At 63.9% G+C, this 12,248-nt stretch carries 10 protein-coding genes; all 10 read left to right on the plus strand.

All coding sequences use genetic code 11. The features are described 5' to 3' along the window. The first annotated feature begins 107 nt into the window (after window positions 1–107). The 10 genes from KUW18_RS09320 to KUW18_RS09365 all read left to right on the plus strand — a co-directional run bounded on the left by KUW18_RS09320 (window position 108) and on the right by KUW18_RS09365 (window position 12,160). On the plus strand, window positions 108–1,658 hold the full coding sequence (locus KUW18_RS09320) for an NAD(P)H-hydrate dehydratase (protein ID WP_222561236.1): 1,551 nt from the start codon (window positions 108–110) through the stop codon (window positions 1,656–1,658). Next, window positions 1,639–2,145, plus strand: a complete 507-nt coding sequence (tsaE, locus tag KUW18_RS09325) for a tRNA (adenosine(37)-N6)-threonylcarbamoyltransferase complex ATPase subunit type 1 TsaE (RefSeq protein ID WP_222561237.1) — start codon at window positions 1,639–1,641, stop codon at window positions 2,143–2,145. Before KUW18_RS09320 ends, tsaE begins: the two co-directional genes overlap by 20 nt. Continuing rightward, the gene (locus KUW18_RS09330) at window positions 2,145–3,581 is read left to right on the plus strand and encodes an N-acetylmuramoyl-L-alanine amidase (protein ID WP_409995516.1); all 1,437 of its coding nucleotides are present in this window, start codon (window positions 2,145–2,147) and stop codon (window positions 3,579–3,581) included. Before tsaE ends, KUW18_RS09330 begins: the two co-directional genes overlap by 1 nt. Further along, window positions 3,578–5,713: a DNA mismatch repair endonuclease MutL gene (mutL, locus tag KUW18_RS09335; RefSeq protein WP_222561238.1), complete on the plus strand. Its 2,136-nt coding sequence runs from the start codon at window positions 3,578–3,580 to the stop codon at window positions 5,711–5,713. The genes KUW18_RS09330 and mutL overlap by 4 nt, the downstream gene beginning before the upstream one ends. Beyond that, window positions 5,713–6,684, plus strand: a complete 972-nt coding sequence (miaA, locus tag KUW18_RS09340) for a tRNA (adenosine(37)-N6)-dimethylallyltransferase MiaA (protein WP_261396550.1) — start codon at window positions 5,713–5,715, stop codon at window positions 6,682–6,684. Before mutL ends, miaA begins: the two co-directional genes overlap by 1 nt. A 126-nt stretch (window positions 6,685–6,810) precedes the next feature. After that, the gene (hfq, locus tag KUW18_RS09345; RefSeq protein WP_045993095.1) at window positions 6,811–7,056 is read left to right on the plus strand and encodes an RNA chaperone Hfq; all 246 of its coding nucleotides are present in this window, start codon (window positions 6,811–6,813) and stop codon (window positions 7,054–7,056) included. 18 nt (window positions 7,057–7,074) lie between these two features. Further along, window positions 7,075–8,391: a ribosome rescue GTPase HflX gene (hflX, locus tag KUW18_RS09350; RefSeq protein WP_206940964.1), complete on the plus strand. Its 1,317-nt coding sequence runs from the start codon at window positions 7,075–7,077 to the stop codon at window positions 8,389–8,391. A gap of 156 nt (window positions 8,392–8,547) precedes the next feature. Beyond that, entirely contained in the window at window positions 8,548–9,801 is a 1,254-nt protein-coding gene (gene hflK / locus KUW18_RS09355; RefSeq protein ID WP_222561239.1) for an FtsH protease activity modulator HflK, read from the plus strand. After that, the gene (gene hflC / locus KUW18_RS09360) at window positions 9,802–10,707 is read left to right on the plus strand and encodes a protease modulator HflC (protein ID WP_222237501.1); all 906 of its coding nucleotides are present in this window, start codon (window positions 9,802–9,804) and stop codon (window positions 10,705–10,707) included. A gap of 271 nt (window positions 10,708–10,978) precedes the next feature. Beyond that, on the plus strand, window positions 10,979–12,160 hold the full coding sequence (locus KUW18_RS09365) for an ATP phosphoribosyltransferase regulatory subunit (protein WP_222237500.1): 1,182 nt from the start codon (window positions 10,979–10,981) through the stop codon (window positions 12,158–12,160). Window positions 12,161–12,248: the final 88 nt, after the last annotated feature.

Genomic DNA, 12,248 nt, shown 5'->3' on the forward strand with positions numbered 1-12,248 from the left:
GGCAAGATGGCGTAGCGGCGGGCCACCGAGCTTTGCTCAGCACGGGAACCGCTTAGACTGGAAGAAGGGTCGCCATGGTAAAGCATCCGGATCGTAGGGAGAACCGCATGGATAACGTCGACGTCGGCACGCCTGAGCCAGGTCAGACGCCGCTGTACACCGCCGAACAGGTACGTGAGCTCGACCGGCGTGCGATTGCCGGAGAAACCGACGGCTTTGCCTTGATGCATCGCGCCTCCGGTGTCGCCTGGCGCTGGTTGAAGGCGCGCTGGCCAGCCACCAAGTCGCTGAGCGTGCTGTGTGGCGGCGGTAACAACGGTGGCGATGGTCATGTACTGGCAGCCTTGGCGGCCACCGAGGGGCGCCAAGTGCAGCGGGTGTCGATGTGTCCACGTGGGCAGCTGAAAGGAGACGCCTTGCGTGCGGCGCAAATGGCAGATGATGCCGGCGTGGCCTTTGTTGAATGGAGTGATGAGCTCGTGGTGGACGGTGAGGTAGTGGTCGATGCGCTGTTGGGCACCGGCTTTACCGGACAGCTCAGGGCCGACTACGCCGCTTGCATTGCCTCGATCAATGCCAGTGGGCGGCCGGTGCTGGCGGTGGATATTCCGTCGGGAATTACCGCCGATGGTGGTGCCGAGCCGAGTCTCGCCGTCAAGGCAGTGATGACCGTCACCTTTATCGGCGACAAGCTGGGCCTGCACACTGGCCGCGGCGCGGCGTTGGCCGGCGAGGTGGTCGTGGAGCCCCTTGGTGTCGATGCGTTGGCTCATGACGACATAGAGCCGGCCGCCTGGCGACTGCAGTCCAGCCTGATCGAGTCGGCGCTGCCGCCGAGAGAGCGTGACATGCACAAGGGCGCTGCGGGCTTCGCCGGCATCTTCGGCGGTGCGCCCGGCCTGGGCGGTGCTGCGCTGCTGGCGGCACAGTGCTGTGCCCGTGTCGGAGCGGGGAGAGTGCTGCTGGCGACAGCTCCCGAGCATGTCGGTGCCAGTCTGGTGCGCTGTCCTGAGGTGATGGCGCGGGGTGTGACCCATGCCAGTGAACTGGACGAACTGTTGGAGCGCTTGACGGTGCTGGCGGTAGGTCCTGGGCTTGGCCAGGGCAGCTGGGGCCAGTCGGTGCTGCAGACCGCGCTGGGGCGCTCCATTCCGCTGGTCCTGGATGCCGATGCGCTTAATCTGCTGGTCTCGCGCTTCTCCGGTCAGCGCCGCGATGACTGGATATTGACGCCGCATCCGGGGGAGGCAGCACGCCTGCTCGGGTGCAGCGTGGCCGAGATTGAAGCGGATCGCCCGGGTGCCGCACGGGCCCTGCGTGAACGCTGGGGCGGGGTGGTCGTGCTCAAGGGGGCCGGCACCCTGATCGCTGGTCCCCAGGGACTCGCGCTGTGTCCCTTCGGCAACCCCGGCATGGCCAGTGGCGGCATGGGCGACACGCTGACCGGCATCATCGCTGGCCTGGTTGCCCAGGGTCCCTCGCTCGATTGGTCACTCGAGCGTGCCGCGAGAGTGGGAGTGCTGGTGCATGCCCTGGCCGGGGATATGGCAGCGCGAGAGGGCGGCGAGCGTGGTCTGTTGGCCAGCGATCTGGCATCCTGTGCACGAAAATTAGTCAATCCGACGATGGGCGAGGAAGATGCAGCTGCGACTCGATGATGAAGACCGCCAGGTCGCACTGGGGGAATGCCTGGGACGGGCTCTGGATGGGCGTGGGCGCGTCCACCTGTCGGGAGAGCTTGGCGCCGGCAAGACCACGCTGGCACGTGGCGTGCTGCGCGCATACGGCCATCAAGGCGCGGTGAAGAGTCCGACCTACACGCTGGTAGAACCCTACGAGCTGGCGCTCGGGGACGAGCCTCTTACCCTCTATCACTTCGATCTGTATCGCCTTGGCGATCCTGAAGAGCTGGAATTCATTGGTGGCAGGGATCTGTTCGCCGAGGGCAACCTGTGCCTGGTCGAATGGGCCGAGCGCGGTGAAGGCTGGCTGACCCCGCCGGACTTGGAGGTGGCGTTGAGCCACGCGGAGCCCCGGGGGCGCCGGGCCCACATCAGCGCGCTGACCGCCTATGGCAGCGAGGTGCTCGAACGCCTGGCGCAGCAGATCAGCGGTGACGTGCGGTTGGCAGGGGGCAAGGCATGATGCGTCAGCTGTTGACTCTGGTCGGGGGGCTGGGGCTTGCCGTGGTCTGCGCGGCGACCCATGCCGCCAGCGTCGATAACATGCGTCTATGGGCGGCGCCGGACCATTCGCGTCTGGTGTTTGACCTGTCTGCCGCGGCCACCGCCAATGTATTCGAGCTCGACAACCCGCGCCGGCTGGTCATCGACCTGGGGGATACCAGCCTGGCGGCCGATCCCAACAGCATGGACCTGTCGAACAGCGCGATCAGCGCTGTGCGCACGGGCGTGCGCGAAGGCAACGATCTGCGCGTGGTGCTTGAATTGAGCCGCGCCATCGAGCCGCGTCACTTCTCGCTGGCGCCGAACAATCAGTATGGCCACCGCCTGGTGGTGGATCTCGAATATCCGGGCGAAAGTGCGGTGGAAGACCCCATCGACCCGATCGAGTCGATGATCCGTGAGCAGGAAATCGCCGCAGAACGTGCCAAGACCGTAGCGGTGGCGGAAGGGCGCGATCCGGTGGCCGCTGCGCCGGTGGTGGATGCCGCCCAGCCCCACCCCAAGCGTGACATTATCATCGCGGTGGACGCAGGCCACGGCGGCGAGGATCCTGGCGCGATGGGCCCCAGTGGCACCCGCGAGAAGGATGTCGTGCTGCAGATGGCGGATCGCCTGGCCCGCCAGTTCAACGACACTCCCGGCTTCAAGGCGGTGATGATTCGTGACGGCGATTACTACGTCGGGCTGCGCCAGCGCACCTTGATCGCCCGGGAGCAGAAAGCGGACTTCTTTGTGTCGATTCATGCCGATGCCTTCAATAGCCCCAGGCCCCACGGCAGCTCGGTGTTTGCGCTGTCCCAGAGTGGCGCGACGTCGGAGACGGCGAAGTGGCTGGCCGCTGCCGAGAACCGGTCCGACCTCATCGGCGGTGTCGATGGCAGCCTGTCGCTGGATGACAAGGACCAGGTGCTGCGCGGGGTGCTGCTGGACCTGACCATGACAGCGACGCTGAATGATTCGCTGACGATCGGCGATGAGGTGCTTAGCCGTATTGGTCGCATCAACGACCTTCACAAGCCTCGCGTCGAGCAGGCTGGCTTCGTGGTGCTGAAGTCGCCGGACATTCCCTCGCTGCTGGTGGAGACAGGCTTCATCTCCAACCCGGAAGAAGAGCGGCGACTGCGGGATGGCGCCTACCAGCAGCGCATGATGAGCGCTGTCTTCGGCGGGATTCGCGCGCACTTCGAGCGTAACCCGCCGCCGGCCAGCCTGCTGGCCTGGCAGCGTGACCAGGGGCGCTCGACGGCGTCCAACGAGTACCGTATTCAGCCCGGCGACACTCTGTCGGCCATCGCCTCGCGTCATGGCGTGGCGTTGAATGCGCTCAAGCAGGTCAATGAGTTGTCTGGCGACGTGATTCGTGTGGGGCAGGTATTGAGGATTCCCAGTTCATGAATGATCCCCAGCACGTATCCAGCAACGATGGCTGCCGCCGTGGTGCCCAGGACGAGACCCCAGGCGCTGGGCATCGCTTGAGCGACCCGGAGGCACAGCAGGATGCCCGCCGGCGTATCCAGATCCTCGATCCGCGCCTGGCGAACCAGATTGCCGCCGGTGAGGTGGTCGAGCGGCCAGCTTCCGTGGTCAAGGAACTGATCGAGAACGCCATCGATGCGGGAAGCTCGCGTATCGAAGTGGATATCGAGTCGGGCGGTGCGCGGCTGATCCGCATTCGCGACAATGGTTCCGGCATCGGGGAAGACGATCTGCCGCTGGCGCTGTCGCGGCATGCCACCAGCAAGATTCTTTCGCTGGAAGAGCTGGAAGGCGTGGCCAGCCTCGGCTTCAGGGGGGAGGCGCTGGCATCGATCAGCTCGGTGTCACGGCTCGAGCTGACCTCGAATGTACAGGACGACCCCCAGGGTGGCTGGCGTGTGGTGGCTGAGGGCCGGCGCATGGAACCCCGCGTGACACCGGCGCCGCACCCCAGGGGCACCTCGGTCGCGGTGCGGGATCTGTTCTTCAATACGCCGGCCCGGCGCAAGTTCCTGCGCACCGAGAAAACCGAATTCAATCATGTGGAAGAGGCGTTTCGGCGTCAGGCGTTATCGCGCTTTGATATCGGCTGGACGCTTCGCCACAACCAGAAGACGATCCACCAGTTGCCGGTGGCACGGGACGATCACTCGGTGGAGCGACGCCTGTCCTCGCTATTGGGCAAGAACTTCCTGGACAACGCCCTGACGCTTGATATTGCCACCGGCAGTCTCAGGCTGTGGGGCTGGGTTGGCTTGCCGACCCATTCGCGGGCCCAGGCGGATCAGCAGTACTTCTTCGTCAATGGACGTGTGGTGCGAGACCGTCTGGTGGCTCACGCCATTCGCCAGGCCTACCGCGACGTGCTGTTCAATGGCCGTCATCCGGTGTTCGTGCTGTATCTCGACGTCGACCCGACCGTGGTGGACGTCAATGTTCACCCGACCAAGCACGAAGTGCGTTTTCGCGACGGTCGCATGGTGCACGATTTTCTGTTCTCGAGCCTGCATCGCGCGCTGGGAGAAGCTCGTGCTGGCCAGCGCGAAGGAGGCGTCGAGGGACACGACCAGGGCTACGCCAAGCGCGATGATGGCCTGGACGTTGACCCGGAGACCGGCGAGATTCGCGAACCAGCTGCGGCATCCTCCCAGGCCAGGTCAGCCGAGGCGTCGCCCTCCTGGCAGCAGCAGCCCATGGCGCTGCATCCGCGCAGGGAAGAGGGAGAGTCGAACGTGACCCCGGATCGGGTGCGGGCGTTCATGGACGGTTATCGCAAGCTCCATCCCGAGCATGAAGAGAGCCTGTTGAACCCGCAGCCTGGTGCCCCAGGCGCAGGGGGGATGGCCGCCGAGACAGCGCTGGCCGAAAGGCGCAGGCCTGAACCGATCAGCATGCCTCGCGATGTCCAGGTCGCCGGACAGGAAGGGATGAACGCCCCGCAAATGCCCGAGGAAGACGCCACCCAGGCGCCGCCGCTGGGCTATGCCATGGCGCAGCTGCACGGTATCTACATTCTGGCGCAGAATGCCCAAGGTCTGGTGCTGGTGGACATGCACGCCGCCCATGAGCGGATTGTCTACGAACGCATGAAGACCCAGGTACACGGTGGGGCGCTGGATGCCCAGCCACTGCTGGTGCCGGTGTCACTGGCGGTCAGCGGGGCCGAGGCGGAGACCGCGGAGCGAGAGCGTGATGCCTTTGTGCGACTGGGGGTGGAGCTGGATGCCGCCGGTCCTGAGACCCTGCTGGTACGCCAGGTGCCGGCGCTGCTGGCCGATGCGGATGTCGAGCCGCTGGTGCGTGAAATGCTGTCTGACCTGGAGCGCTATGGCCGCTCGGACAGGATCGAGGCGCATATCAACGAAATGCTCTCGACCATGGCCTGCCACGGTAGCGTGCGCGCCAATCGTCAGCTCACCGTCGCCGAGATGAATGCGCTGCTGCGGGACATGGAGCGCACTGAGCGCAGCGGTCAGTGCAATCACGGCCGTCCCACCTGGACCCAGATGAGCCTCAAGGATCTGGACAAGCTGTTCCTGCGAGGCCAATGATGAGCAAGGACATGGCCGCAGAAGCGGCCGCGACAGTGGACCAGCGGCCGCTGGCAGTGCTGCTGATGGGCCCCACCGCGGCGGGCAAGACCGACCTGGCCATCGATATTCGCGAGCGTCTCGACGGAGAGATCATCAGCGTCGATTCGGCCATGATCTACCGCGACATGGATATCGGGTCGGCCAAGCCGTCTGCACAGGAGCTGGCGCGGGCGCCCCACCGCCTGATCGACATCTGTGACCCTGCCGAGTCTTACTCCGCGGCGCAGTTTCGCGACGATGCCCTGGCCGAAATGCACGATATCGCGGCCCACGGCAAGCTGCCGCTGCTGGTGGGTGGCACCATGATGTATTACAAGCGCCTGGTCGAGGGCGTGGCCAACTTGCCGGCGGCGGACGACGACGTGCGACGCCAGCTGCAGCAAGACGCTGAGCGTGAGGGGCTGGAGGCGTTGCATCGGCGTCTGGCTGAGGTGGACCCGGCCTCGGCGGCGCGGATCCATCCCAACGACCCCCAGCGTTTGATGCGTGCCCTGGAGGTCTACGCGTTGGCGGGTCGGCCAATGAGTGAGCTGTGGCGTGAACAGCGCCGTGAAACCTTTCCTTTTCGGCTGTTGTCCATAGGTCTCGCTCCTGCCGACCGTTCGGTGCTGCACCAGCGAATCGAGCGCCGTTTTTCGCTCATGCTGGATGCGGGCTTCCTCGACGAAGTCGCCGCCTTGAAGGCACGAGGAGACCTGTCGCTGTCGATGCCTTCGATGAAGAGCGTCGGCTACCGTCAGGCCTGGCAGTACCTGGATGGCGAATTTGATCGTGACACCTTCGTCCACCGGGGCGTCGTCGCCACCCGTCAATTGGCCAAGCGTCAATTGACCTGGCTGCGGAGTTGGCCTGAACTGACATGGGTGGATCCGCTGGCGGGCAAGCCCGCCGAGCGGCTCCTGAAACTCGTGCGCAGCGCTGGGACTTAGCGTAAGATAACGATTTCGTGTGGCCGCTTTCAGGGTCCCGCAGAATACTGTGATGTCCGTCGCCTTGAAGGCAGGAGCGGGCGCCACCATAACCTAAAACCCTAAGACACCTTCAGGGAGAGCAACATGTCCAAAGGGCAGTCCCTTCAAGACCCGTACCTGAACATTCTGCGCAAGGAGCGCATTCCGGTATCGATTTTCCTGGTCAACGGCATCAAGCTCCAGGGCCAGATCGAATCCTTTGACCAATTTGTCATCCTGCTGCGCAACACCGTCAGCCAGATGGTGTACAAGCACGCTATCTCCACGGTGGTGCCGTCACGCAACGTGCGTCTGCCGGCCCAGGATCCTGCGGCGCAGCCGGAGAGCTGATATTTCGTGAGGTATTGATTGTTTTTTGAACGTCCCGACGCCGGTGAAACGGCGGTACTCGTCCATATTGATTTCCAGGACGAGAAGGAGCGCGAAGATCCCGGTGAGTTCCACGAGCTGGTGAGGTCTGCGGGTGCCGAGCCCGCGACGCTCGTCACCGGCTCGCGGAAGCGTCCTGACCCCAAGAGTTTCGTGGGGTCGGGCAAGCTGGAGGAGATCGGCGAGGCCTTGGCAGTGCACAAGGCGGAACTGGTGATCTTCAATCACGCGCTCAGCCCCTCTCAGGAGCGTAACGTCGAGCAGGCACTCAAGTGCCGGGTGCTCGATCGCACGGGCCTGATCCTTGATATCTTCGCTCAGCGCGCGCGTACCCATGAAGGCAAGCTGCAGGTGGAGCTGGCCCAGCTGGAGTACATGTCCACGCGCCTGGTGCGAGGCTGGACGCACCTTGAGCGTCAGAAAGGGGGTATCGGCCTGCGTGGCCCGGGTGAGACCCAGCTCGAGACTGACCGTCGCCTGTTGCGGGCACGGATCAAGTCGATTCACAAGCGGCTGGACAAGGTGCGCAGTCAGCGCACGCAAAATCGGCGGGCACGTTCTCGTGCGGAAATCCCGAGCGTCTCGCTTGTGGGTTATACCAACGCCGGTAAATCAACGCTTTTCAACAGCTTGACGGCGTCTGAGGTCTATGCGGCGGACCAGCTGTTCGCTACTCTCGACCCTACGCTGCGGCGCTTGAACGTCGAGGACGTGGGGCCGGTGGTACTGGCGGACACGGTCGGCTTTATCCGGCACCTGCCGCACAAGCTGGTGGAAGCCTTCCAGGCCACCCTGCAGGAGGCCGCCGAGGCCAGCCTGCTGGTGCATGTCATCGACTCGGCGGACCCAGATCGCGAGCTCAACGTCACCCAGGTGGACGCCGTGCTCGACGAGATTGGTGCGCTGGACGTGCCGTCACTGAAGGTGATGAACAAGATTGACCTGTTCGACAGCTCGCCGCGCATCGAGCGTGATGAGCATGGTGTGCCTCAGACCGTATGGCTGTCTGCCCAGAAGGGGTTGGGGCTGGACCTGTTGACGCAGGCCCTGACCGAGCGATTGGCTGAGGACATCATCGACTTTTCCCTGACCCTGACGCCAGAGCAGGGCAAGCTGCGCGCCGCCTTGCACGAGGTGAACGCGGTGCGGGAAGAGTCCTTCGATGAACAGGGCAGGACTCAGCTGGAGATTCGCTTGCCGCGGCGCGATTTCAATCAGTTGATGGCTCGCCTGGGTGAGCGTGTTAATGATTACCTTCCCGACGCACTCAAGGAGCGTGACGTCTGGGAAGCGTGAACCGATCCGTCAGACGGGTCGGCTAGAGCGTCGCCCGGATGGCGACGCCACAAGGGAAACGCTGGATGGACGTCGAGCGCAGAGGTCTGTGCAGCGTGACCCAAGGATCGCAATCGATGCGCCTCGTGACGCGGGGGCACAGAGTGGAGACGACGTATGGCCTGGAATGAGCCTGGTGGCGGCAACGGCAACCAGCACGATCCCTGGAGTGGCGGGGGGCGTCGAGGCGGCAATGGTGGCGGTAACCGCGGCGGTGACAACCGTGGCGGCGATAACCAGGGACCACCTGATCTGGATGAAGCCCTGAAGAAGTTTCAGGACAAGCTCAATGGCATGCTGGGTGGCCGAGGCGGCAAGCGTGGCGGTGGCAGCGGTGGCAAGAGCGGCGGCAATCGTCCGCGCAACACCTTTGCGCTGCCGGGCCTGCTGATCGTTATCGGTCTGGCTGTCTGGGCGGCCAGTGGCTTCTATCTGGTAGACCAGTCCGAGCGTGGCGTGGTTCTGCGCTTCGGCAAGTTCCAGGAAGTCGTGACGCCGGGTCTGCAGTGGAATCCGCCGTTGATCGACGATGTGCGCATGGTCAACGTGACCCGCGTGCGCTCTGTCAGCCAGACCCAGTCCATGCTGACACAAGACGAAAACATCGTGTCCGTGGAAATGTCGGCCCAGTACCAGGTCGCAGATCCCCGCGATTACGTGCTGAACGTGCGTGATCCGGAGCTGTCGCTGGAAAATGCCCTCGACTCGGCCCTGCGTCATGTGGTCGGCGGCACCGACATGATCGACATCCTGACCTCCGGTCGTGAGATTCTCGGCAGCGCCGTGGCCAGTCGTCTTCAGACCTACCTGGACAATTATGGTACGGGCATCCGTCTGGTGACCTTGAACGTCGAGTCCACCTCGCCCCCCGATGCGGTTCAGGATGCCTTCGATGACGTTATCCGGGCGCGTGAGGATCGTCAGCGTACGATCAACCAGGCCATGGCCTACGCCAATGCCATCATCCCGGAAGCACAGGGTCAGGCGCAGCGTATCGTGGAGCAGGGCCAGGGCTATCGTGAGTCGGTGGTTGCCGAGGCCCGCGGTCAGGCCAACCGTTTCACGGCATTGCTGACCCAATATCGTGATGCACCAGAGATCATGCGTGAGCGCCTGTATCTCGACACCATCTCCGAGGTGCTCGGCCAGACCAGCAAGGTACTGGTGGACGTCGATCAGAACAGTCCGTTGATGGTACTGCCGATGGACCGCCTTGGTCGTGGCGGCAGCAGCCAGTCCTCATCCGAAAGCGCCAGCTCGCTCGATCCGCAGGTGCTGGAGCGCCTTCGCGCCGAGAGCGGCTCTTCGAGCGCCAATTCAAGTTCCAGTCGCAGCGGCCGCGACAGTGGTATTCAGCGGGAGGGTCGCTAAATGATCAATAACCGATCCCTGCTCATCGTCGGTGGCCTGGCCGCCGTGGCCTGGCTAGCCAGCAACAGCCTGTACGTGGTCGACGAGACCGAACGTGCGGTCAAGCTGCGCTTCGGTGAAGTCATCGAGGAAAACATTCAGCCGGGTCTGCACTTCAAGGTGCCGATCACCCAGACCATCCGTAAGTTCGATACCCGGGTGCTGACGCTGGATACGGATGCCAGCCGCTATCTGACCCAGGAACAGAAGGCGGTGATCGTGGATTCCTACGTGAAGTGGCAGGTGGTCAACCCCACCCGCTACTACGAGGCGACGGCAGGGGATGAGCTGATGGCGGTGCGCCTGATTCAGCCCCGTGTCGACGAGAGCCTGCGTAACGAATTCGGTCAGCTGAATCTGCAGCAGATCATCTCTGAAAAGCGTGATGAGCTGATGTCTGGCCCCACCGAAGAGCTCGATACCCTGATGCAGGACGAGCTGGGTGTTGCCATTCTCGACGTTCGCGTGAAGCGTATCGATCTGCCGGAGGATGTGTCTTCCGCGGTGTACGATCGCATGCGCTCCGAGCGTGAGCGCGAGGCGCGGGAATGGCGCGCTCAGGGTCAGGAAGAGTCCGAGCGTATTCGCGCCAACGCCGATCGTCGCCGTCAGGTGCTGCTGGCCCAGGCCAACGAGCGTGCCGAGACACTGCGCGGTGAAGGTGACGCTGAAGCCGCCGCGATCTACTCCCAGGCATATCAGGGCGACACCGAGTTCTACCGCTTCTGGCGCAGCCTCAATGCCTACCGTGATTCCTTCGCGGAAGGCGAGGGCAACATGATGGTGCTGGACCCGTCCAGTGACTTCTTCCGTTACCTGAAAAGCGCCAATCCCGATGCTGGCAGTACGCCTCGGGTGGTGAACTAGATCAGATGACTGCTACTCGCAGGGGCGAAAGACGCCCCTGCGGGGTTCAACTGGCGGCCAAACGTGATAGAATCCGTCAACCGGGCGTGGCCCGGTTTTTTTGTGGCCGACATTCCCCGACATCGCTGAGTTCAACGCGTTCGCCTGCACGCCGAAGTCCTTGATTCTTGTCCCAAGACGAATCACCGGAATTCACCTGTGCGCGAGGTTTGGCGTGCGTGCGGGACAAGCAAAACGTCACAGCAAGATATCGACCAGGCAGGATATCGACATGACCATCGCTGACCGCTGGCTTCTGCCCGACGGCATGGACGAGGTGCTTCCTCCTCAGGCCAGCCGGATGGAGGAGCTGCGCCGGGCGCTGCTCGACCTCTTTCATCTCTGGGGCTACGACCAGGTGATGCCGCCTCCCGTGGAGTTTCTCGACTCCCTGTTGACGGGTACCGGCACGGACCTGGATCTCCAGACCTTCAAGCTTACCGACCAGCTCACCGGCCGCATGATGGGGGTGACGGCGGACGTCACGCCACAGGTCGCGCGGATCGACGCGCACTCGCTGAAACGCGAGGGGCCGGTACGCCTTTGCTATTGCACCAATGTGCTGCGCGCCAAGGCCGACAAGCATCAGGGCGGACGTAGCCCGGTGCAGGTCGGTGTCGAGCTGTTCGGCAGTGCCAGCCTGGCCGCTGACCTCGAGATTCTGCGCCTGGCGCTGGAAAGCCTGGAGGCCTCGGGTGCCGGTGAAGTTCACCTGGCGCTGGGCCATGTGGGTATCTACCGTAATCTAGTGGAAGTGGCTGGCTTGGATGCGGAGGCGGAGTATGCGATTTCCGCGGCCTTGGCGCTCAAGTCACCCGGTCAGCTGGAGGCCGAGGTCGCGCGCACCGTCAGCGATCCGGCGCTGGCCACCATGTTTCGTACCCTCGGCGAATTGCACGGCGGCCCCGAGGTCCTCGACCAGGCCCGCGAAGCCTTTGCCGAGGCTCCACAGGCCGTCAATGATGCCCTCGACAAGCTCTATGACCTGTACCAGGGCGTGCAGCGCGAGCATCCCGAGGTAGACTGCTACTTTGATCTGGCTGAGCTGCGTGGCTATCAGTACCACACGGGCATGATGTTTGCCGCGTATGTGCCGGGATATGGTCAGGCACTGGCCAAGGGCGGTCGCTATGACGATACCGGTCGTGCCTTTGGCCGCGCCCGTCCGGCGACAGGCTTCTCCATGGACCTCAAGCTGCTGGCTACCCTGGCCACCAAGGATCCGGCCGGAGATAGCGTGTGGGCGCCTGCTGATGAGGGCGCTCCAGGGCTCGACGAGGCGGTACAGAAGCTTAGGCGACAGGGCCGCCGCGTGATCCAGGGCCTGCCGGGACAGCGTGCTCCAGGGCACGACTGCAGCGAGCAGCTGGTCGCTAGAGGACAGGAGTGGGTGCTAGAACCCCTCACCACGTAACGCCAGAGTAAGGTGATGCCTTCTCACGAAGGCCGAATCGGGGCGCCGGGGTCTGGCGCTGACACCGACAGTGGCGCCACGCAAACGC

This window comes from Halomonas sp. DP5Y7-2 (assembly GCF_019802025.1).
In the GTDB taxonomy this organism is placed as follows: Bacteria; Pseudomonadota; Gammaproteobacteria; order Pseudomonadales; family Halomonadaceae; genus Halomonas; species Halomonas litopenaei_A.

Coding starts and splice junctions, on each gene's coding strand:
- KUW18_RS09320 (WP_222561236.1), top strand. CDS start 108: ATGGATAACGTCGACGTCGGCACGCCTGAGCCAGGTCAGACGCCGCTG.
- tsaE (WP_222561237.1), top strand. CDS start 1,639: ATGCAGCTGCGACTCGATGATGAAGACCGCCAGGTCGCACTGGGGGAA.
- KUW18_RS09330 (WP_409995516.1), top strand. CDS start 2,145: ATGCGTCAGCTGTTGACTCTGGTCGGGGGGCTGGGGCTTGCCGTGGTC.
- mutL (WP_222561238.1), top strand. CDS start 3,578: ATGAATGATCCCCAGCACGTATCCAGCAACGATGGCTGCCGCCGTGGT.
- miaA (WP_261396550.1), top strand. CDS start 5,713: ATGAGCAAGGACATGGCCGCAGAAGCGGCCGCGACAGTGGACCAGCGG.
- hfq (WP_045993095.1), top strand. CDS start 6,811: ATGTCCAAAGGGCAGTCCCTTCAAGACCCGTACCTGAACATTCTGCGC.
- hflK (WP_222561239.1), top strand. CDS start 8,548: ATGGCCTGGAATGAGCCTGGTGGCGGCAACGGCAACCAGCACGATCCC.
- hflC (WP_222237501.1), top strand. CDS start 9,802: ATGATCAATAACCGATCCCTGCTCATCGTCGGTGGCCTGGCCGCCGTG.
- KUW18_RS09365 (WP_222237500.1), top strand. CDS start 10,979: ATGACCATCGCTGACCGCTGGCTTCTGCCCGACGGCATGGACGAGGTG.